Origin of the sequence: Lentzea sp., from assembly GCF_035525475.1 — a bacterium.
In the GTDB taxonomy this organism is placed as follows: domain Bacteria; phylum Actinomycetota; class Actinomycetes; order Mycobacteriales; family Pseudonocardiaceae; genus Lentzea.
The window spans coordinates 1-20,270 of sequence record NZ_DATLEC010000255.1 but is presented as its reverse complement, the minus strand read 5'-3'; the positions used below and the strand labels follow the sequence as shown (position 1 = coordinate 20,270).

At 68.7% G+C, this 20,270-nt stretch carries 20 protein-coding genes; 11 read left to right on the top strand and 9 right to left on the bottom strand.

The genetic code is table 11. The features are described 5' to 3' along the window. Positions 1-765: sulfurtransferase (locus VM306_RS38900; RefSeq protein ID WP_325524120.1), on the top strand; the 765-nt coding region annotated here is incomplete at its 5' end. 25 nt (positions 766-790) lie between these two features. On the opposite strand, the gene VM306_RS38895 is transcribed toward VM306_RS38900, so the two are convergent. Further along, the gene (locus VM306_RS38895; RefSeq protein ID WP_325524118.1) at positions 791-1,408 is read right to left on the bottom strand and encodes a hypothetical protein; all 618 of its coding nucleotides are present in this window, start codon (positions 1,406-1,408) and stop codon (positions 791-793) included. Between the two features lie 167 nt (positions 1,409-1,575). On the opposite strand from VM306_RS38895, the gene VM306_RS38890 reads away from it, so the two are divergent. The 5 genes from VM306_RS38890 to VM306_RS38870 all read left to right on the top strand — a co-directional run bounded on the left by VM306_RS38890 (position 1,576) and on the right by VM306_RS38870 (position 7,726). Beyond that, positions 1,576-2,748: an acetoin utilization protein AcuC gene (locus tag VM306_RS38890; protein WP_325524116.1), complete on the top strand. Its 1,173-nt coding sequence runs from the start codon at positions 1,576-1,578 to the stop codon at positions 2,746-2,748. A 7-nt stretch (positions 2,749-2,755) separates the two neighbouring features. Continuing rightward, a complete protein-coding gene (locus tag VM306_RS38885) occupies positions 2,756-5,389 on the top strand; it encodes a GNAT family N-acetyltransferase (protein ID WP_325524114.1) in 2,634 nt (877 codons plus the stop codon). 249 nt (positions 5,390-5,638) lie between these two features. Beyond that, the gene (locus VM306_RS38880) at positions 5,639-6,382 is read left to right on the top strand and encodes a glutamate ABC transporter substrate-binding protein (RefSeq protein ID WP_325524112.1); all 744 of its coding nucleotides are present in this window, start codon (positions 5,639-5,641) and stop codon (positions 6,380-6,382) included. A gap of 31 nt (positions 6,383-6,413) precedes the next feature. Continuing rightward, positions 6,414-7,181 (top strand): GntR family transcriptional regulator, encoded by a 768-nt coding sequence (locus tag VM306_RS38875; RefSeq protein WP_325524110.1) that lies wholly within the window; start codon positions 6,414-6,416, stop codon positions 7,179-7,181. 176 nt (positions 7,182-7,357) lie between these two features. Then, positions 7,358-7,726, top strand: a complete 369-nt coding sequence (locus tag VM306_RS38870) for a hypothetical protein (RefSeq protein ID WP_325524108.1) — start codon at positions 7,358-7,360, stop codon at positions 7,724-7,726. A gap of 84 nt (positions 7,727-7,810) precedes the next feature. On the opposite strand, the gene VM306_RS38865 is transcribed toward VM306_RS38870, so the two are convergent. From VM306_RS38865 to VM306_RS38850, 4 genes are all read right to left on the bottom strand, one after another. Next, positions 7,811-8,443, bottom strand: a complete 633-nt coding sequence (locus VM306_RS38865; protein WP_325524106.1) for a hypothetical protein — start codon at positions 8,441-8,443, stop codon at positions 7,811-7,813. Beyond that, entirely contained in the window at positions 8,436-9,020 is a 585-nt protein-coding gene (locus VM306_RS38860) for a hypothetical protein (protein ID WP_325524104.1), read from the bottom strand. Before VM306_RS38860 ends, VM306_RS38865 begins: the two co-directional genes overlap by 8 nt. Before the next feature lie 66 nt (positions 9,021-9,086). Continuing rightward, complete coding sequence (locus VM306_RS38855; RefSeq protein WP_325524102.1) at positions 9,087-10,265, bottom strand: RtcB family protein; 1,179 nt, start codon at positions 10,263-10,265, stop codon at positions 9,087-9,089. A 10-nt stretch (positions 10,266-10,275) separates the two neighbouring features. Beyond that, a complete protein-coding gene (locus VM306_RS38850; RefSeq protein WP_325524100.1) occupies positions 10,276-10,965 on the bottom strand; it encodes a hypothetical protein in 690 nt (229 codons plus the stop codon). 123 nt (positions 10,966-11,088) lie between these two features. On the opposite strand from VM306_RS38850, the gene VM306_RS38845 reads away from it, so the two are divergent. Further along, positions 11,089-12,408 carry an NAD(P)-binding domain-containing protein gene (locus VM306_RS38845; RefSeq protein ID WP_325524098.1) on the top strand — a complete coding sequence of 440 codons (1,320 nt, stop codon included), beginning with the start codon at positions 11,089-11,091 and terminating at the stop codon, positions 12,406-12,408. 242 nt (positions 12,409-12,650) lie between these two features. Further along, positions 12,651-13,235, top strand: coding sequence for a chloramphenicol phosphotransferase CPT (gene cpt / locus VM306_RS38840; protein WP_325524096.1), 585 nt, complete (start codon positions 12,651-12,653; stop codon positions 13,233-13,235). A 45-nt stretch (positions 13,236-13,280) separates the two neighbouring features. On the opposite strand, the gene VM306_RS38835 is transcribed toward cpt, so the two are convergent. From VM306_RS38835 to VM306_RS38820, 4 genes are all read right to left on the bottom strand, one after another. Next, a complete protein-coding gene (locus VM306_RS38835) occupies positions 13,281-13,646 on the bottom strand; it encodes a heavy metal-responsive transcriptional regulator (RefSeq protein WP_325524094.1) in 366 nt (121 codons plus the stop codon). 116 nt (positions 13,647-13,762) lie between these two features. After that, positions 13,763-15,268 carry an aldehyde dehydrogenase (NADP(+)) gene (locus tag VM306_RS38830; RefSeq protein ID WP_325524092.1) on the bottom strand — a complete coding sequence of 502 codons (1,506 nt, stop codon included), beginning with the start codon at positions 15,266-15,268 and terminating at the stop codon, positions 13,763-13,765. Continuing rightward, complete coding sequence (locus VM306_RS38825) at positions 15,265-16,089, bottom strand: NAD(P)-dependent oxidoreductase (RefSeq protein WP_325524090.1); 825 nt, start codon at positions 16,087-16,089, stop codon at positions 15,265-15,267. Before VM306_RS38825 ends, VM306_RS38830 begins: the two co-directional genes overlap by 4 nt. Positions 16,090-16,129: 40 nt before the next feature. Then, on the bottom strand, positions 16,130-16,918 hold the full coding sequence (locus tag VM306_RS38820; protein ID WP_325524088.1) for an IclR family transcriptional regulator: 789 nt from the start codon (positions 16,916-16,918) through the stop codon (positions 16,130-16,132). Positions 16,919-17,042: 124 nt separating this feature from the next. Here VM306_RS38820 and VM306_RS38815 point away from each other — a divergent pair, with 124 nt between their 5' ends. From VM306_RS38815 to VM306_RS38805, 3 genes are read left to right on the top strand one after another with little or no spacing between them, the layout of a single operon-like run. After that, positions 17,043-18,362: a sugar ABC transporter substrate-binding protein gene (locus VM306_RS38815; RefSeq protein WP_325524086.1), complete on the top strand. Its 1,320-nt coding sequence runs from the start codon at positions 17,043-17,045 to the stop codon at positions 18,360-18,362. Continuing rightward, positions 18,359-19,342: a sugar ABC transporter permease gene (locus VM306_RS38810; RefSeq protein ID WP_325524083.1), complete on the top strand. Its 984-nt coding sequence runs from the start codon at positions 18,359-18,361 to the stop codon at positions 19,340-19,342. The genes VM306_RS38815 and VM306_RS38810 overlap by 4 nt, the downstream gene beginning before the upstream one ends. Beyond that, a complete protein-coding gene (locus VM306_RS38805) occupies positions 19,339-20,217 on the top strand; it encodes a carbohydrate ABC transporter permease (protein WP_325524081.1) in 879 nt (292 codons plus the stop codon). Before VM306_RS38810 ends, VM306_RS38805 begins: the two co-directional genes overlap by 4 nt. Positions 20,218-20,270 lie beyond the last annotated feature (53 nt).

The following is a 20,270-nucleotide window of genomic DNA, read 5'->3' as shown; positions in this document are numbered from 1 at the left end:
GGCGGACCACCCGGACGCCAAGACTACGAGGTCAGCCACGTTCCTGGTGCGGTGTACGTGGATCTGGACATGGAGTTGTCAGCTCCACCTGGCGTCGGCGGCAGGCATCCGCTGCCGGATCCCGAGCGGTTGCAGGAGGTGCTGCGCCACGCGGGCGTGCGCGAGGGCGGTCAGGTTGTGGCGTACGACGCGGCGGACGGCTCAGTCGCCGCACGGGTGTGGTGGCTGCTGCGGTGGGCCGGGTGCGGCGACGTCGCGGTGCTGGACGGCGGGTTCGCCGCGTGGGAGGCGGGCGGGCTGCCCGTTACCGCGGAGGAGCCGGCGGCTCTCACGGGCGACGCGGCCGGTGACGTGGTGGTGCGCCCAGGGCAGATGCCGGTGCTGGACGCGGACAAGGCGGCGGCGCTGGCTCGGGAGGGCGTCCTGCTCGACGCTCGGGCGGCTCCGCGGTACTGCGGGGAGACCGAGCCGGTGGACCCCAAGGCCGGGCACATCCCGGGGGCGCTCAACGCGCCGACGACCGGGCACGTCGGGCCGGACGGGCGGTGGCTCGGCCCGGAGGAGCTGGCTGACCGGTTCGCCGCGCTCGGGGTGTCGGGTGACGCGGCGGTGGGGGCGTACTGCGGGTCGGGCGTGACCGCCTCGTCCGTGGTGCTGGCCCTGGAGGTCGCCGGGATCACCACGGCCGAGAGGCCGGCGGCGTTGTACGCCGGGTCGTGGTCCAACTGGTGTGCGCTTGACCGGGAGGTTGCCACCGGCGGCTGACGCCGGTGTGGGCCCGACCGGGTGGTCAGGCGTTCGGGATGCGGTCGAAGCCCTGCTTGGCGAGCTTCAGGGCGGTGGCGCAGGTGTCGATCTCCTCGATCGCCAGCACGCTCACCGAGAACGCCTGGGTGATGACGGCCGGGTCGTCGGTCAGCATGACGGTGACCTGGCAGTCCTCCTCGGAGGCGGCCACCTGCCACGCCGTGTTGCCGCCGATCTCGATCTGCTTCTTCTCGCCTTCCTCGTCCACCGCCTCGGGAACCGTGACCATCTGGGTGATGACGGTCGACGGGCCGGTGGTGGTGTGGATGCAGCCGCCGTCCGCCGAGGACTTGCCGCCGGTCGCGGCCTCGATGTCCGCGGCCTTGAGGACGCCGCAGGTCTCCAGGCCGGTGGCCTTCTTCTTCGTGGTGATCTTCACGTCGCCCGGCTTCTGGCCGGTGGGATCGGCGGGCTTCGTGGACGCGGTGCTGGTGGGCGCCTTCTTCGAGGTCCCGGTGGGTGCGGTGGGTTTGGTGGTCGTCGCGTTGGTGTCGGCCGTCGCGGAGCCCTTGACCTGTTCGCTGCAGCCCGTGACGGCGGCGAGGGCCAGGCCCAGGGTCAGGCACAGCGCGAGTCGGGTGGCCGCTGGTCGCAGATGCATGTCGCCTCTGACCCCTGTTCGGTGAGATCGGTTCCGGTTCGGAGCCCGGACAGGCGGGCCGAGGGGTGCGACTGTAGGCGGCGCTCCGGGCTCGGGCACGCGTGTCGGGCCGGTGGCGGCCAAGCCGTGATCACCGGGTGGGCGGATCGGTGGGTAGGTTGCTGGGCATGGGTAAGTCGGCCGCTGTTGTCTGGGACAGTTCCTTCCTCGCGTACGACCTCGGTGGCGACCATCCGCTCAACCCCGTCCGGCTCGACCTGACGGTGCGGCTCGCCACGGCGCTCGGGGTGCTGGAGGGCGTCGATCTGCTGGTGCCCGAGGCGGCCAGCGACGAGGAGATCGAGCTGGTGCACCGGCCCGGCTATCTGAGCGCGGTGCAGGCGGCGCCTACGGCAGGGTGGGACGTCGGTCACGGGCTGGGGACGCCCGACAACCCTGTGTTCGAGCGGATGCACGAGGCGTCGGCTTTGGTGGTGGGCGGGTCGCTGGCGGCGGCTCGGGCCATCGCGTCGGGCGAGGCGGATCGGGCGGTCAACATCGCCGGTGGGCTGCACCACGCCATGCCGGACAGCGCGGCCGGGTTCTGCGTCTACAACGACTGCGCGGTGGCCATCGAGTGGTTGCTGCGCAGCGGAGTGGAGCGCATCGCCTACGTCGATGTCGACGTCCACCATGGGGACGGCGTTCAGACGGCGTTCTGGGACGACCCGCGGGTGCTGACGATCTCGTTGCACCAGCATCCGATGAGCCTGTGGCCGGGGACAGGCTGGGCCAACGAGGTCGGCGGCGCCGGGGCCGAGGGGAGCGCGGTCAACGTGCCGTTGCCCGCGGGGACGCGGGACGGCGGCTGGCTGCGGGCGTTCCACGCGACGGTGCCGGCGCTGGTGAAGGCGTTCCGGCCGCAGGTGCTGGTCACGCAATGCGGGGTGGACACGCACAAGGAAGACCCGCTCGCCGATCTGTCGCTCAGTGTGGACGGGCACCGGGCGATCTACCGGGCGTTCCGGGAGCTGGTGAACGAGAACGACTACAAGTGGCTCGCGCTCGGCGGCGGCGGGTACGAGCTGCTCAGGGTGGTGCCGCGGTCGTGGACGCACCTGCTGGCGACGGTGCTCGACCGGGACGTCGACCCCGCGAGGCCGCTGCCGGCGGACTGGGTGGCGCATGCGACACGCGTCGCACCGGGCTGGCCCTTGCCCGCGTCGATGACCGATGGATGCGACCCTGGGCATCAGCCGTGGGGCGGGGACACGGAGGAGCCGGTGGACAAGGCGATCCGCGACACGCGTCGCGCGGTGTTCCCGCTGCACGGACTCGACCCGGACGACCCCAGGGACTGAAGCCGACATGGGCGCCAGAGATCCGTTCGACTTTCCCCGGCAGTGGGAGGCGGACGTCGTCCTCAGCGACGGCGGCACCGTCCACCTGCGGCCGATCACGCCCGACGACGCCGAGAGGCTGCGCGAGTTCCACGGCAGGCTTTCCGAGCGGACGCGGTACTTCCGCTACTTCGGGCCTTATCCGCGGATTCCGCAGCGCGACCTCGAGCGGTTCAGCACCGTCGACCACTACGACCGCGTGGCGCTCATCGCGCTGCTCGGCGACGACATCGTCGCCGTCGGCCGGTTCGACCGGCTGAACCACGGGGACGTCCCCGGACAGAGCGCCGAGGTCGCGTTCGTCGTCCAGGACGGCCACCAGGGACGCGGGCTGGGCAGCATCCTGCTCGAGCACCTCGCGGCCGCGGCCAGGGAGGTCGGGCTCACCCGGTTCGAGGCCGAGGTGCTCGCCGAGAACGGGCAGATGGTCCGGGTGTTCCGCGACGCCGGCTACCAGGTCAGCAGGGCGTTCGAGGAGAGCGTGCTGCACCTGGAGTTCGCGATCGACCCCACCGACGAGTCCGTCGCCGTCGCCAGGGCCCGCGAGCAGGCCGCCGAGGCCCGCAGCGTGCACAACCTGCTGCACCCGCGCAGCGTCGCCGTCATCGGCGCCTCCACCGATCCCACCAAGATCGGGCACGCGGTCCTCAAGAACCTCCTCGAGGCCGACTTCAACGGCCCCGTCTACCCCGTCAACGCCGAGCACCGCTCTGTCCGCGGCGTCCGGGCCTATCCGACCGTGCTCGACATCCCCGACGACGTCGACCTCGCCGTCATCGCCGTTCCCGCCGCCAGCGTCGACGAGGTCATGGACGGCTGCCTCGCCAAGGGCGTGAAGGCACTCGTCGTCGTCAGTTCGGGCTACGGCGAGACGGGGCCGGATGGTCTGTCGGCCGAACGCAGGCTCGCGGCTGAAGCGAGAGCGCACGGCATGCGCGTCGTCGGCCCGAACGCGCTGGGCGTCATCAACCTCGACCCCAAGGTCCGCCTCAACGCGACCCTTGCCCCGAAGCTGCCGTCACGGGGCCGCACGGGCTTCTTCAGCCAGTCGGGCGCCCTCGGCACGGCCATCCTCGCCAACGCCGCCGGGTGGGGCCTGGGGCTGTCCACATTCGTCTCCGCCGGCAACCGCGCGGACGTTTCCGGCAACGACCTGCTGCAGTACTGGGAGACCGACCCCTCCACCGACGTCGTGCTGCTCTACCTGGAGTCGTTCGGAAACCCGCGCAAGTTCGCGAGACTCGCGCGCAGGCTCGGCCGCACCAAGCCCATCGTCGCGGTGAAGTCCGGCCGCCACGCCGTCGTCCCCGGCCTCGCCGCCACCGCCGCGAAGGTCGACGAGGCGAGCGTCCAGGCGTTGTTCGAGCAGGCCGGCGTGATCCGCGTCGACTCGCTGGCCCAGATGTTCGACACCGCGCTCCTGCTGGCCCACCAGCCGTTGCCCACGGGCAAGCGCGTCGCCGTCGTCGGCAACTCCACCGCGATCAGCCTGCTCGCCGCCGACACGCTCCTCGCCCAGGACCTCGACCTCGCGGGCGACCCCGTCGACGTCGGTGCCCAGGCCACCCCCGAGGAGTTCGCGAAGGCCGTCAAGGAAGCCCTCGACCGCCCCGACACCGACGCCCTCGTCGTCGTGTTCGTGCCGCCGATCGCGGTTCCCGGCAGTGCTTACGCGCGGGCCATCAAAGAATCCGCGCACCGCACGAAACCGATCGTCTCGACGTTCCTCGCGGTCGAGGGCATTCCGGACGAGCTGAAAATGCCCGGCAAGGGCTCGATTCCGAGCTATTCCAGTCCCGAACGCGCGGTGCTGGCGCTGGCCCGAGCCATCCGTTATGCGCGCTGGCGCGCCGCACCCCAGGGCAACTTCACCAGACCGGACGGCATCGACACCGAACGGGCGCGTTCCATTGTGGACAACCCGGTGAGCGAACGCCGGCTCGACGACCACACGGCTATCGAACTGCTGAAGTGCTATGGCATCGACGTCGTGCCGTTCCGCATGGCCAACAGCGCCGAAGAAGCCGTGGAAGCCGCGTCCGAACTCGGTTATCCGGTCGCGATGAAAGCCACCAGCGAACGTTTGCGCCACCGCACGGATCTCGTCGGCGTGCGGCTCGACATCGCCCAGCCGGAATCGGTCAGAGCCGCCTACCACGACCTGGCGGCGCTGTCCGGCAAACCGGGCGTGTACGTGCAACGCATGGCGCCCAAGGGAGTCAGCTGCGTCCTCGGCCTGCAGGACGACCCGAGCTTCGGCACGCTGATCTGGTTCGGACTGTCGGGTCTGGTCAGCGACCTGCTCGGCGACCGCGCCTATCGGGCGGTACCCCTCACCGACACCGACGCGGCGGAACTCGTTGCGGCGCCGAAAGCAGCGCCTCTGCTCACCGGTTACCGGGGTGACGAACCAGCGGACCTGAAAGCACTTCAGGAATTGGTACTCCGTTTGGCGGCCCTGGCCGAGGACCTTCCGGAGGTGCGGTCGTTGAAGCTCGAACCGGTACTCGCTTCTGCCGCAGGCGCTTTCGTCAGCAGTGCGCGCATAGTCGTCGGCCCGCCACCGTCTCTGCACGACGCCGGGCCCCGCCGCCTGCGCTGACCCGGTTACCGCAACGATTCCGTACGTTTCATTCGCGTCGAGGTATGGACATGCGTCCCACGGCCGCTTAGGTTTCCCGCATCGCCGACCGAGCACCACCGTGATGGGTCGGCGCATGCCCGTGGATCGAACCCGTGGATCGACGCTGTAGAGGGACGAATGACACCGAGAGCGCTCCTCCGCCTGGTCGCGACAACATTCGCCGCCGTTCTTCTCCTCGCCTCGTGCGGAGGTGGTGACGAGTCCACCATGGCGGGAAAAGTCAGCGCGAACGACCGCATGACCATCGCGGTGTCGTACGACCAGCCTGGTCTGTCGGTGCGCAGGCTCGACGGCAGCTACCGCGGTTTCGACGTCGACGTCGCCAAGTTCATCGCGGGCGAACTGGGCGTCAAGGAAGAGGGCATCACCTGGATGGAGGCGCAGCCCGGCAACCGGGAGACGCTCCTGACCAGCGGTGAGGCCGACATCGTCGTCTCCACCTACTCGATCACGGACAAGCGCAAGCAGATCGTCGACTTCGTCGGCCCGTACTTCGTCGCCGGCCAGGACCTGCTGGTGCGCTTGAACGAGACGCGCATCGACGGCCCGAAGTCCCTCAACGCCAGCCTGCGGCTGTGCTCCACCGCCGGCTCCACGTCCGCCGCGTACGTCAAGGAGCAGTTCGCCAAGGACGTGAACCTGGTCGAGTACGCGAAATTCAGCGACTGCGTCACCGCGCTGCTGGCCAACAACGTCGACGCCGTCACCACCGACGACGTGCTGCTCGCCGGTTACGCCGCCCAGAACCCCGAACTGCTGCGTGTGGTCGGCGATCCGTTCAGCAAGGAGGAGTACGGCGTCGGCCTGCACCGCAACGACCCCAGCAGCAAGGCGAAGGTCCAGGCGGCGTTGCAGAAGATGATCGACTCCGGTGCCTGGCGGAAGTCGCTGGAGACGAACATCGGATCTTCCGGCTACAAGATCCCCGACCCGCCGAAGCTCGCGGGCTGATCACACAGGCCGTGACGTAGGCTCACGCCACGTGAACCGCGTCCCGCCGCACCGCGCTGATCGACCCGTTCGCGCGGGCATCCCAGAACACGGCCGTGTCCCGCGCTACTACGCGGTCAAGGCAGAACTGTTCGACCTCGTCGAGACCCTCGGCGAAGGCACCGTCCTGCCCTCCGAGCGCGAGCTCGCCGAACGGTTCTCCGTCTCGCGCGTCACGCTCCGCCAGGCCGTCAGCGAACTGGTTCTCGAAGGCAAGCTCATCCGCCGCCAGGGCAGCGGGACGTTCGTCGCGTCACCCAAGCTCGTGCAGCCGTTGTCGCTGGTCAGCTACACCGAGGGCATGCGCCGTCAGGGCGTCCGGCCGAACCGCACCGTGATCACGGTCGAGCAGCTCGGCGCCGACGAAGGCCTCGCGCGCGACCTGATGGTCGAACCCGGCGACCCGGTGGTGCACCTCGAACGCGTGCTGCTCGCCGACGACGAACGCATCGGCCTCGAATCCACTTACCTCAGTCTCGGGCGGTTCCCGGAGCTGCTGGACAAGCTCGACCCGGCCGGGTCGCTGTACGCGTGCCTCACCGAACGTCTCGGCGTGCGGTTCGCGGAGGCCGAGGAGCGCGTGGAGACGGTGCTCGCCACACCCCGCGAGGCGTTGCTGATCGGCACGAACCCGGCGCTGCCGATGCTGTTGCTGCACCGGGTCTCCTACGACGTCGACGGCCATCCGATCGAACGCGCCCGGTCGCTGTACCGGGGTGATCGGTTCAGCTTCGTCGCGAGGCTGCACGCGGACCGTTAGCCGGGGGCATTATCCACAGTGGACTCAAATTCCTTTCGGGCCCCAACGGACGCATTTATCCGGTGACTGCGGGTTACCGGATCCCGTGCGGGTACAGGAAGAGACCGCCCGTTCGCACTCGTTTCCCGTTCAAGCCGCGGCTGTACTGTTGACGGCACGAACTCAGGATTTCCGCGATGGCGCGGAAGGAGCGGGGGTGTGCCGTGTCGTTCAAGGCGGAGTTCCTCGCTGAGCTGGAGGACTGCCTGCGCGGCTACGGCGCGGTCCCGGTGAGCAATCCCGACGCGCTCGCCCTGTTCATCGAGTTCGTGCGGGCACTTCCGGAGAGCGATCAGAAACTGCGCTCTCTCGAAGGCGTCGACCAGGGTTCCGGTTCGTTCTGGAACAACCCCGCGGTGTGGTGGGAGCAGGTGCCGCGGTTCGGTGCTGGGCTGCCGCGATGTGGGTCGGCGGAGTGCCGCACGCTGCTGGACGCCATGCTCGACGAGGCCATCAGCGACGAGATCGACGTGCTGGAGATGGAGATCCGCGAGCTCCCCAGCTAGGTCCGCGCCGTCTTCTCCGAATTGATGCGGACATGCCTGCCGGCGCCGTCGCCTGTTACGGCCACGACGCCGGGGCTCCAACTCCTATTTGACGGCGACGAGCGACTTGAACAGTTCCCGATACCGGTGGAGAGCGAGTCGCAGGTCCTCGGTCTGTGGATCACCGTTTCCCTTGAGCTGCTCGGTGAGGGAACGGTGCCGGTTCGTGAGCTCCTCGATGGCCCGCGTCACGAGCTCGTCGGCCTTGCGGACAGCCGCTTTCGGGTCGTCCACGAAGTCGTACTGCACCGACTGCCACTCGTCCTCGAGCTTGCTGGACTGGCGCTGCTCCGCGGCGTCGTGCGTCCGCTGCGACGTCGTCTGCTGTGACTTGTGCTGCGACGGCGCCTGTTCGGACTGGGTGTGCTGCGAAGGGATGTCCTGCTGCGACCTGGTCTGCTCCCGCTGGGCCTGCTCCCGCTGGGCCTGATCCCGCTGGGCCTGATTCCGCTGGACCTGGTCCGGCGCGCGGTCGGCGTTCTGAGTGCGTTCCGCGTGCCGGTCAGTCTGCTGCGCCCGTTCCGACTGCTGTGCGCGCTCGGATTGCTGCGCCCGATCGGACTGCTGCGCACGCTCGGACTGCGAGGCGCGATCGGTCTGCAGCGAGCCCTCACTGTGCTGCTGCGGCCTCGCCGGGGTCGGCGTGGGAACCGCTGCGTGGGTGGGGGTCTCAGACATCAGACTTCTCCTTCCGCACGGCTTCCTCGTCCTTGTGCGATCCGGTGCCGTGTTCGAGCAGGTCGGTGAACAGCTCGCGGTAGTGCACCATCGCGGTGCGCAGGTCTTCGGTGCTCGCCTCGCCGATCTCCTGGCGCTCCGAGATGTCGTGCGCCTTGCGGTAGTGCTCGAGAGTGCGGGCGTGTTCGACGGACAACACGCTCAGCTGCGCCTCGTACCCCTCGGTGGGGTAGCCGCGCTCGGCCATCAGGTCGGTCACCAGCCGGTCGGCGTCGGCGATCGCGCTCTCCGGCGAGTCGACGAACTTGGCCTGGACGGTTGCCCAGTGGCGGCGGTAACTCTCCTGTGCCGACGGGGAAAGCGGCTTCAGGTCGAACTCGCTGTGGCGGTGCTCCCGCTCGGCGAGCTCCTTCTCGGCGGCCGTTCTGCTGTCGCTCTGCGAGACCGCGCGGTCGTACTCGGGGCCGAAGCGGTCGCGAAGCTTCTTGCGCTGCATGGCGGGCCTCAGCAGGAACGCGAGTACCGCCAGCACCACAACAACCGCGACCACCAGGCCGATGATGGCGCCCGTTGACATGGAAAACCTCCAAGACAGGCTGGATTAGCTGTCCGGAGGCTTTCCGTTGTGGGGCAGGGGCAAACATCAACCCTTGATACAAACCACCTGCTTGAGCCTGGCGACCACCTCGACCAGGTCCGACTGGTTCGCCATCACGGTGTCGATGTCCTTGTAGGCGCCCGGGATCTCGTCCACCACACCGGAGTCCTTGCGGCACTCGACACCACTTGTCTGAGCGGCAAGATCCCGCGTCGTGAACGTCTTGCGTGCCTTGTTCCGGGACATCCTCCGGCCGGCGCCGTGCGACGCCGACTCGAACGAGTCCGGGTTCCCGAGCCCGCGCACGATGTAGGAACCGGTGCCCATCGAGCCCGGGATGATGCCCAGCTCGCCACGTCCGGCACGGATCGCACCCTTGCGCGTCACCAGAACGTCCTCACCGAAGTGGTTCTCCTCGGAGACGTAGTTGTGGTGACACGAGATCGGCTCCTCGAAGGCGATCTGCGGGAACTCGGCGCGCAGCACGTCGCACACCAGACGCAGCATGACCGCGCGGTTGCGCCGCGCGTAGTCCTGCGCCCAGTAGAGGTCGTGCCGGTACGCCACCATCTCGGGCGTGCCCGCGAGGAACACGGCGAGATCGGGGTCCGGCAGCTCGGCGTTGTGCGCGAGCGTGCGCGCCACCGAGATGTGGTGCTGCGCCAGCTCGTTGCCGATGCCGCGCGACCCGGAGTGCAGCATGACCCACACCCGCTGGTCCGTGTCGAGGCAGACCTCCAGGAAGTGGTTGCCGCCACCGAGCGTGCCCATCTGGTGCATCGCCTTGTCGGCGCGCGCCTTCACGGCCGGCGTCAGGTCGTCGAACCGCCTCCAGAACGGCGCCCAGTCGGACGCGTCCCTGTCGGTGAACGCCGTCGCCCTGTGCTGCGCGAAACCGACGGGGACCACGGCCTCCATGCGGGACCGCAGTCCACGCAACGTCTCCGGCAGGTCGCTCGCTGTGAGCGAAGTGCGCACGGCGGTCATGCCGCAGCCGATGTCCACGCCGACGGCCGCGGGGGAGACGGCGTCGCGCAACGCGATCACCGAACCCACCGTGGCACCCTTGCCGTAATGCACGTCCGGCATCACGGCGATGTGCTTGACGGCCCACGGCAGCGCGGAGATGTTCTGGAGCTGTCGCATGGCGAACTCCTCGACCTCGTCCGGTCGAGTCCACATGCGGATGTCCACGTTCTGACCGCGGACCACGGTTGCTGCCATGTCTGCGAGGTTAGGCGGCGTTTCGCTGGTACGACAAAAGGGTTTCCGGCGAGGTCTCCTCCGAACCCGATACGAACTCCCAGGTTCCCTTGCGCACCTTCGCCTTCCTCCAGTCGCCGCCGATGTTCGCGACGAACGCGCGCACGGTCGGGAGGTCGTCGACGCCCGCGATGAGGATCGCTTTGTTCTGCAACGTGACGCTGCCGCCACCGAGCTTCTCGCGCGCGACCGCGTCGTCGAGCAGGCCTTGGCGGACCTGCTGTGCGGTGATGCCCTCGACCTCGACCTGGACGGCGTCGACCTCCGGCGAGTTCGCGGGCAGGAAGCGGAACGTGAGCACCGACTCCTGCCGGAACTGCTTGCTGATCGTCGAAGCGGTACGGCGCAGGCTTTCCTCATCGAGCGTGACGTCGAACTTCCGGGAGCGTTCGAACGTCGTCTGCTGCTGGTCGCTCGACCAGAACGCGCCGTCGAGCAGCGTGGAACGGGTCGTGACGCCGCCGTTCGCACGCACGATGCCGCGGACCTCGCGGTCGAACGCCACCAGTCTGTCCTGAAGACGTGGGTCGGCGGGATCGGTGATGATCGCGGTGTTGTTCGTCGCGAAGATCTCCGGGAACGGCAGCGGCGCGCCCGCCGCCGTTCCTGTGGAGACCGCGAACGCCAGTACGGATGTGACTGCCACGAGAAGCTTTCGCATGCGGCACAACGTATTGGCCTGGCGGCGCCGTGGACACCCCGTTCCAGCTGGCGGACCACCGCGCTCGTCCTGCCGATGCCGGGTCATTGACAGGCGCAGAGAACGTGAAAATACTTCAGTGCCATGGATCGCGTGTGCGTCATCGGGGCGGGCTCCTCCGGCATCGCCGCATGTCAGGTGCTCAGTGCCCGCGGCATCGAGTACGACTGCTTCGAGACCGGGTCTGAGATCGGTGGCAACTGGCGCTACCTCAACGACAACGGCATGTCGTCCGCTTATCGGTCACTCCACATCAACACCTCGCGGCAGATGATGGAGTTCAAGTCGTTCCCGATGCCGTCGCACCTGCCGGCCTACCCGTCGCACTTCCAGATCGCGGAGTACTTCGACGACTTCGTGAAGCACCATGGGTTCCTCGACCGCATCCGGTTCCGCACGGAGGTCGTCACGGTTTCCGTAGCACCGGGTGGCTACTCGGTCACGACGCGCGATCGCGACACCGGTGAGGAAACCTCGGCCTCCTACCGCTCGGTGATCGTCGCGAACGGCCACCACTGGTCGCCGCGGTTTCCCGAGCCCGCGTTCCCCGGCTCGTTCGACGGCGAGGAGATGCACGCGCACTTCTACAAGACGCCCGAACGCTTCGCGGACAAGAAGGTCCTGGTCCTCGGTATCGGCAACTCCGCCTGCGACATCGCCGTCGAGTCGTCGCGGGTGTCCGCGCGGACGTTCCTGGCGATGCGCCGCGGCGCGCACATCATGCCCAAGTACCTCTTCGGGATGCCGACCGACCACCTGACGACCTCGCCGCTCGCCCGGTTCGCGCCGAAGTGGCTGCAGGCGCTGTCGCTGCGGGTGATGCTGAGGCTGGCGCGGGGCAAACTCTCCGACTACGGGCTGCCCGAGCCGTCGCACGGCATCCTCGCCGCGCATCCGACCGTGTCCGACGACCTGCTGACCCGGCTCGGGCACGGCGACATCACGGTGAAGCCGAACGTGTCGCGGCTGGACGGGTCCGGTGTCGTCTTCGAGGACGGCAGCCGCGAGGACGTCGACGTGATCGTCTACTGCACCGGGTACAAGGTCGAGTTCCCGTTCCTGGACGCCGCCGAGTTCCCGGCCGTGACGTCGGCGGACAACGAGGTGTCGCTGTACCGGCGGGTCGTGGACCCGGCGCATCCGGGGCTGTACTTCCTCGGGCTGATCCAGCCGCTCGGGGCGATCATGCCGCTGGCCGAGGCCCAGGCCGAGTGGATCGCCGACCTCCTGTCGGGACGGGCGGCGCTGCCACCGGTGCCGGAGATGAAGGCGGAGATCACCACTTACCGGGAGTCGCTGCGGAGCCGGTACGTGAAGTCGAAGCGGCACACTCTGGAGGTCGACTTCCTCGGGTACCAGCGCGAGCTGCAGGAGGAGCGACGGGCGGGCGCGGCACGCGTCTGACGCGGGCGTCGCGCCATGATCGACCTACCGCACGAGACCTTTGCAATGAGTCTTTTGACTTCGTCCGCAAACGTCTTTTGCATCCGGGTGGTTCGCGGAGGCGATATATCAGTCGCAACAACAGCGTGACCTGCGTCTTAGCAATGACTCTTTTGACTTCGATCGCAACCCACCCGTTGCCAAGGGGCGAGCGGGTGGGTGGCACGGGCTTGGAGACGGTGGCGCGTGGGTACGGTCGGAGCGTGTCGTCGACTGCTCAGGTGATCGTTCTCAACGGCGGGTCGAGCTCCGGCAAGTCGGGGATCGTGCGGTGTTTGCAGGCGTTGCTGCCGGAGGCCTGGCTGGCGATCGGGGTCGACACGTTGATCGACGTGATGCCCGCGCGGTTGCAGCTCGGGTCCGAGGGGATCGGGTACGCGGACGACGGCGAGGTCACCATCGGGGCCGAGTTCCGGTTGCTCGAGGACGCGTGGATGGCGGGGGTCGCCGCGATGGTGCGCGCCGGGGCGCGGGTGATCGTGGACGACGTGTTCCTCGGCGGGACCGAGTCGCGGCAGCGGTGGGCGAAGGCCCTCGACGGGCTCGACGTGGTGTGGGTCGGGGTGCGGTGTGCAGCGGCCGTTGCCGCGGGTCGGGAGCTCGCGCGTGGTGACCGGGTCGTCGGGATGGCCGAGGTGCAGGCCGATCTGGTGCACCGCGGCATGACCTACGACGTCGAGGTCGACACCGAGGTCGCCGAGGCGGTCGAGTGCGCGAAGGTGATCGTCGAGAGCGTCAGGGAACGGGGATCCGGCGGGCGCCTCGCCGGATCTTCGGCTACCGACTAGAGGGTCAGCAGCAGTCGCAGCACGTGCAGCACTCGTCCATCCCGATCACCTCCCCTCAGGTGGGCACCACGGCGTACAGGTCCCGACCATGTCCGCCAGGTCCGAACGGAGTCGCGCGAGCCGGGCCATCTCGGCGTCGATCTCGGCCATGTGCCGCCGCAGCAGCTCCTCGGCCGGCTCGCACGGGCACTCGCCGGTGTCGCGGACGGCGAGCAGCGACGAGATCTCCCGCAGCTTCAGGCCGAGGCGCTGGCAGTCGCGGATGAACCGGATCCGGTCGGCGGCCGACGACGGGTACTGCCGGTACCCCGAGGACGTGCGCGGCGGCGGCTTCAGCAGACCCGCGCGCTCGTAGTAGCGAACGGTGTCGGGCGGCACCCCGACCTCACGCGCCAGCTCGGCGACTCTCATGCGTCCCACGCTAAACCTGTGAGCGCACTCCAAGGTCAAGCGTCAGGAACACCGAGTCCGACGAAGAACGGGGCTGCCGGCGTCACACCGGCAGCCCCGTTCTCCACAGAACCAGGTCAGTGCACGCCGAGAACGCCGTCCACGCGGCGCGGAATCCCGAGCGGGTTCGCGTCCTGCAGCTCCACCGGCAGCAACGCGTCCGGCCACGACTGGTACGTCACCGGCGCGATCCAGCGGCGGATCGACGTGGCGCCCACCGAGGTGTGCAACGGGTTCGTCGTCGACGGCCACGGACCCCCGTGGTGCTGGCCCCACGCCACCGCGACACCGGTCGGCCAGGCGTTGAAGATCAACCGGCCCGCGACGTGCCGCAGGATCTCGGCGATCACGCCTGCTTCCTCGTGGTCCGACTCCGCGGCGTGCACGGTGCCCGTCAGCGTGCCGGGCAGCTTCGCCAGCACCGAGTGCAGTTCGGACGGCGACGAGTACGTCACGACCAGGGCCGCCGGGCCGAAGTGCTCCTCGGTCAGCTTCTCGAGGTTCTCCTCGAACACCGACACCGGAACGCGGAACAGCCGCGGCGACACCGCCCACGCCTCGTCCGGGCGCGTTCCCGTCGACACGACGGACACGAGGTCCGACGCCGCCAGCGCGTCAGTCGAAGCCGTGTAGGAGTCGCACATCCGCTCGTTCAGCATCGCGCCACCGGCGGTCGCCGCGACGGCCTCACCCAGCGCGGGCACCAGCTCCGCGGGCGCGAACACCAGACCGGGGTTCGTGCAGAACTGCCCGACGCCCATCGTCAGCGACGCCGCGAACCCGGCCGCGATGTCCTCGCCCAGCGCCGCACCCGGCAGGATCACCGTCGGGTTCACGCTGCCCAGCTCGCCGTAGAACGGGATCGGGTCCGGCCGTCCCTGGGCGAGGTCGAACAGCGCCCGACCGCCGGCGGTCGAGCCGGTGAAACCAACCGCGCGAATGGCGGGGTGCTTCACCAGCGCCACGCCGGCCTCGGTGCCGTAGACGATGCCGAACACGCCCTCGGGCGCACCGGCCTCGCGCAACGCGTCCACGACGACCCGCGCGGTCTCGCGCGATGTCGACGGGTGCGCCGAATGTGCTTTCACCACAACGGGACAGCCGGAGGCCAGGGCGGAAGCCGTGTCGCCACCGGCCACCGAGAACGCGAACGGGAAGTTCGACGCGGAGAACACCGCGACCGTCCCCAAAGGACGCAAAATCCGGCGCAGCACCGGCCGCGGCGGGATGATGTCCGGGTTCGCCGAGTCCAAAGTGGCCTCGACGTAGCTGCCCTCGCGCAACACCTCCGCGAACAGCCGCAGCTGGTTCGTCGTGCGCTTCAGCTCCGTCGTCAGCCTGGGCACGCCGAGGGCCGTCTCGCTGTCGGCCGTCGAGACCAGCAGCGACGACTCGGCGTCCAGCGCGTCCGCGACCTTCTCCAGCACCACGGCGCGGTCCGCCGCGGGAACCACCGACCAGGCCGAGAACGCGACCGCTCCGGCGGAGGCGATGCGGTCCACCTCGCTGTCGGGGGTCTTCGCAACCGGTTCGCCGAACGGCTCACCGGTGCGAGGGTTGTATCCCTGCACGCCGTGGCTCAACGCCCTGCCTCCTTGACTGCCGTGTCGAAATCGGGGCCGCACCAGGCCCCGCCCACGTACCTCGCCGCGTACGACGAGGGGTCGAGCTCACCGTGCCGCGCCAGCACCTCGGCCGCGTGCACCTCGGAGTCGTCCTGCGGTTCGTACCCCAGCGCGCGGGCCTCGTCGAGCGAGAACCAGCCGCGCGTGTTCTTCGAGACGCCCCACACGACCCGGAACCCCGGTGACGCAACGGAAAGACATGCCTCGAACAGGCGCGCGCCGTCGTCCGGCGACATCCACGTCGACAGCATCCGCACGTCACGCGGCTTCTCGAAGCACGAACCGATGCGGATCGCGATCACGTCCATGCCGTACCGGTCGGCGTAGAGCGAACCCAGCGCCTCCATCGCCACCTTGGACACACCGTAGTAGGTATCCGGACGCGGGAAGAGGTAATCCCCGGCTTCGCCATCGGCCCGCTCCACGTACCCCACGGCATGGTTCGAGCTGGCCAAGATGACGCGGCGGACACCGGACCGCCGCGCGGCCTCCAGCACCGTGTGCGTGCCGTCGATGTTGACGCGCAGGATCTTGTCCCACGACTCCTCGAGGCTGTGGCCACCGAGGTGGATCACGGCGTCGACGTCCTTCAGCGCGGCTTCCATCGCGGCCATGTCGGTCACCGACGCCTGGACGATCTCGACGTTCTCGCCGTCGGCGGCCTCGGGGAGCTCCGCGATGTCCAGCAGCCGCAGGACGCGGCCCTCCGCGGCGAGACGGGAGCGCATCAGCGTTCCCACCACGCCACCGGCGCCGGTGATCAGGATTCGTGCGGTCACGGGTAGGACCCTCCGTCGTGTGCAGGTGTTCAGGTGGTGCTCAGCGACCGAACTGGCGGAGGAGTTCGGTGATGGTCCTGGCGGCGTCGAGCAGGGCGGCGACGACCTGGCGCTCGTGGTCGGGGTCGAGCCTGCCCAGGGGGACCGAGCAGCTCATCGCGTCCAGCACGGGGTTGCGGTACGGCAGCGCCACCGCGAAGCAGCCGAGACCCGGCGTGTTCTCCTCGCGTTCGTGGGCGTAGCCGACGTTGCGGAACCCGGCGAGCTGCTCGTGCAACGCCGCCCGGTCGATCACAGTGTTGGGGGTCAGGGGCGCCAGCTGGCCGGGGAGGATCAGGTCGACCTCCTCCGGCGTGCGCGTCGAGAGCACGGCCTTGCCCAGCGACGTCGAGTGCGCGGGCAGCCGGCGGCCGACGCGGGAGACGACGCGCAGGTGGTGCTCGGACTCGCGGCTCGCCAGGTAGACGACGTCCGCGCCGTCCAGGCGGGCGAGGTGCACGGTCTCGTTGATCTCCTGGCGGACCTGCTCCATCACGCGGATCGCCGCGCGCACCACCGGGTCGTGGTCCAAGTAGGACGTACCGACGAGCAGTGCGCGCACGCCGATGCCGTACGTGCCCCTGTCGGAGTCGACCTCCACCCAGCCGCGCGCGACCAGCGTCTGCAGCAGCATGTACAGGCTGGACTTGGGGTAGCTGAGCTCCCGGTGCAGCTCGGTGAGCGTCAGCCTGCGGTCTGACGCGGACAGCACTTCGAGCAGCTCCACCGTGCGGTCGGCGGACTTCACCGCGCCCGGACGAGCCGTGCCCTTGTCGATCGGCGACGCCACCTGGCCTCCTCGAAACAGGAAAGCAACTTGCCCTTGACACGTTGCTGCACTGATTCTTACAGTCCTGCATCAGGTTCACAAGTACGACCCCGGTTCACATATCTGAACGCGAAGGGCTCCGACGATGCGCCGTAGAACAGCCACCACCATCGCCACGCTCGGCGTGGCGGCCCTGCTCGCGGGGTGTGGCAGCGGTGGCGGCACGGCGTCGTCGGCCAAGGACCCGAACAAGCCCCTCGAGGTGTGGACCCGCTCGACGGAGGCGACCGCGAAGGTCTACGAGAAGATCTTCCAGTCCTTCACCGAGAAGACCGGTGTGCAGGTCGACTACAAGCCGATCTTCAACGACTTCGACAAGCAGGTGCAGCAGCGCGCCGCGTCGAAGGACCTGCCCGACGTCGTCATCACCGACACCGGCTCGCTCGGCAACTTCGTCAAGCAGGGCTGGACCACGGAGATCACCCGCGACGACATCGCGGGCGGCGCGGACATCGTCGACCGCGCGTGGAACAACGGGAAGGGCGCGGACGGCAAGTTCTACGCCATCCCCTACTCCACCCAGGCGATGGTCACGCTGATTCGCAAGGACTGGCGCGAGAAGCTCGGCAAGCCGGTCCCCACCACGTGGGAGGAGCTCGACGACCTCGCGAAGGCCTTCACCCGCGACGACCCCGACGGCAACGGGCAGAACGACACCTACGGCATGCTCGTGCCCGGCACGACCGACCGCGGCTACCTCGCCTGGTGGGCGTCGAGCTACCTCTGGCAGGGCGGCGGCGACATCCTCGAGGACGAGGGCGGCGGCAAGTTCTCCGTCGGCGTCGACTCGCCTGAGTCGACCAAGGCGGTCGAACGGCTGCGCAAGCTCTTCTGCGAGGACAAGGTCATGCAGCCGGGTTCGCTCACGCTGGGCACCAACGACGCGCACCCGCTGTTCGAGTCGGGCAAGAGCGGCATCTACCTCACCGGCCCGTACATGATCGGCCGCTTCGACAAGTCGGTCGGCAAGGACAGGTACGAGGTCATCGCCTCCCCGCGCGGCCCGGCCGGCGCCGCGGTGCTCGGCGAGGGCGAGGACATCTACCTGATGGCCGGCTCCGCGAAAACCGCGGACCAGAAGAAGCTCGCCGAGTACCTGATCACGCCCGAGGCGCAGCAGGCCGGCATGAAGGGCGACCCGCAGCCCGTCGTCCGCCTGCCCGTCAACAAGAACGTCGACGTCAACGCCACCTACGACGACCCGCGCTGGGCGACCGTGGCGAGCGTCTACTCCAGCGAGGCCCGGCCGTTCCCGAGCGTTCCGAACTTCGCGCCGTTCCGGCAGAAGACCTCCGAGACCCTGAACTCCATCTTCGCGAAGTGCCCTGCCGACGCCTCGGCCGAGCTCAAGTCCCTCGCGGGCGCGTTGAAGAAGGAGCTCGAGAACCAGAAGGCGTCGCAGTGACGGCAGTCAAGTCACTCGACCACCCAGACGTGGGCTCGACGGCTAGTGGCGGCGGTGCCGTCGACACCCACCCCGTGAGGCGGCGCCGCCGGCGTCGCCTCACGGGAGCCACCCCAGGAGGAAGTGTCTGGGTCCCATGGCTGTTCCTGCTCCCCGCCGCGCTGATCTTCCTGGTCTTCAAGTTCATCCCGATGGCGGAAGGCATCCGGCTCTCGCTCTACGAGGTCCGGCCGTTCCTCGGTGACATCTTCGTCGGGTTCGAGAACTACGCGACGATCCTGCGGGACGAGAAGTTCCTGACCGCCAGCTGGCACACCCTCGTGCTGGCCGGCGGTCAGACCGTCGGCGCGATGCTCATCGGCTTCTGGCTCGCGTTGCTGCTCGAGGGCCACACCAAGTCGCTGTGGTTCGTGCGGTCCGCGGTGTTCCTGCCCGTCGTGGCGGCCACCGCGGTCATCGGCGAGATCTGGCGGCTGTTCTTCTACCCGGCACCCGAGGGCTTCCTCAACGAGGCCATCTCGTGGGTCGGCCTCGGGCCATGGGAGTACATCCACGACACCGACACCTCGCTGGTGTCGGTCATGTTCGTCGGCATCTGGAAGCACGCGCCGTACGACATGGTGCTGATCCTCGCCGGGCTCGCCGGCATCGACCGGCAGCAGTACGAGGCCGCCGCGATCGACGGCGCCTCGACCTGGCAGCGGATCCGGAACGTGACGTTGCCCGCGTTGCGCCCCGTCATCACGATCCTGCTGACGCTGGCCGCGATCCGCGGCCTGCGCGTGTTCACCGAGGTCTACGTGCTGACGGGCGGTGGTCCCGCCGGATCGACGGACGTCTGGATGACGCGCGTCTACACCACGGCGTTCGAACAGTCCGAAGCCGGTCTCGCCTCGGCGGGGTCGGTTCTGTTGTTCCTGGTTACGCTCGTTCTCACGGTCAGCGTGCAGTGGTACCGCCGGAGGAAGGAGGCCCGATGAGCGTCAACTCGAGCCGCTTCGACAGCGCTCTCGGCTGGTCCACCCGTCCGGACGCGTGGGTCAGCCGAGGCGTCCGGTTCCTCCTGTCGGCCCTCGCCGTGCTCCTCTTCTGCGGCCCGCTGCTGGTCATCTTCTCCGGCGCGTTCGACGACAACCCGGACCCGACCCGGCTCTCGGTGTTCCCGGACAACCCGTCGCTCATCAACTTCCGGGTGGCGACGGAGAACAAGATCTGGCACTACCTGACGAACTCGCTCGTCATCGCCGGTGGTGCACTGCTGTTGCAGCTCGCTGTGAGCGTTTTCGCCGCATACGCGCTGGCGCGCAAGAAGTTCCGTGGTCAGGCCATCGCGCTGCTGGTCATCCTCGCCACGATGATGCTGCCGGAGGAGGTCATCGCGATCCCGCTCTCGCTGGTGATCGGAGACCTACCGCTGGTGCACGTGAGTCTCAGGGGCACCCTGCTCGGTGTCATCCTCCCCTTGGGGGCGTGGGGCTTCTCCATCTTCGTCATGACGGAGTTCATGAAGGAGATCCCCGCCGAACTCGAGGAGGCGGCCAAAGTGGACGGTGCGGGGGAGCTGCGCCTGTTCGCGCAGATCATCCTCCCGCTGTGCAAACCCGCGCTCGGCGTGATCGCCGTGTTCGGCTTCAACATGATCTGGGAGCAGTACCTGCTCCCCCTGATCGTCGCCGCTGACCCCTCCGATTACACGCTCACGGTCGCACTTCTCGCCCTCAGGTCCGACGACATGGTCGGGACGGGGATCGTGCTGGCCGGTGCGTTGCTGGCGCTGGTGCCGAGTCTCGTCGTGTACCTGTCGCTGCAGAAGTCCTTCCTGCGTGGGATCACCACCGGAGCGATCAAGGGATGAGTGTGGGTATGCAACTCGATGGTGTGCTGTTCTTTCCGGTGACCCCGTTCGAC

Excerpts from the sequence above, each read along its gene's own strand:
- VM306_RS38895 (WP_325524118.1), bottom strand. The coding sequence starts at position 1,408 with ATGCATCTGCGACCAGCGGCCACCCGACTCGCGCTGTGCCTGACCCTG.
- VM306_RS38890 (WP_325524116.1), top strand. The coding sequence starts at position 1,576 with ATGGGTAAGTCGGCCGCTGTTGTCTGGGACAGTTCCTTCCTCGCGTAC.
- VM306_RS38885 (WP_325524114.1), top strand. The coding sequence starts at position 2,756 with ATGGGCGCCAGAGATCCGTTCGACTTTCCCCGGCAGTGGGAGGCGGAC.
- VM306_RS38880 (WP_325524112.1), top strand. The coding sequence starts at position 5,639 with ATGGCGGGAAAAGTCAGCGCGAACGACCGCATGACCATCGCGGTGTCG.
- VM306_RS38870 (WP_325524108.1), top strand. The coding sequence starts at position 7,358 with ATGGCGCGGAAGGAGCGGGGGTGTGCCGTGTCGTTCAAGGCGGAGTTC.
- VM306_RS38865 (WP_325524106.1), bottom strand. The coding sequence starts at position 8,443 with ATGTCTGAGACCCCCACCCACGCAGCGGTTCCCACGCCGACCCCGGCG.
- VM306_RS38860 (WP_325524104.1), bottom strand. The coding sequence starts at position 9,020 with ATGTCAACGGGCGCCATCATCGGCCTGGTGGTCGCGGTTGTTGTGGTG.
- VM306_RS38855 (WP_325524102.1), bottom strand. The coding sequence starts at position 10,265 with ATGGCAGCAACCGTGGTCCGCGGTCAGAACGTGGACATCCGCATGTGG.
- VM306_RS38850 (WP_325524100.1), bottom strand. The coding sequence starts at position 10,965 with ATGCGAAAGCTTCTCGTGGCAGTCACATCCGTACTGGCGTTCGCGGTC.
- VM306_RS38845 (WP_325524098.1), top strand. The coding sequence starts at position 11,089 with ATGGATCGCGTGTGCGTCATCGGGGCGGGCTCCTCCGGCATCGCCGCA.
- VM306_RS38835 (WP_325524094.1), bottom strand. The coding sequence starts at position 13,646 with ATGAGAGTCGCCGAGCTGGCGCGTGAGGTCGGGGTGCCGCCCGACACC.
- VM306_RS38815 (WP_325524086.1), top strand. The coding sequence starts at position 17,043 with ATGCGCCGTAGAACAGCCACCACCATCGCCACGCTCGGCGTGGCGGCC.
- VM306_RS38805 (WP_325524081.1), top strand. The coding sequence starts at position 19,339 with ATGAGCGTCAACTCGAGCCGCTTCGACAGCGCTCTCGGCTGGTCCACC.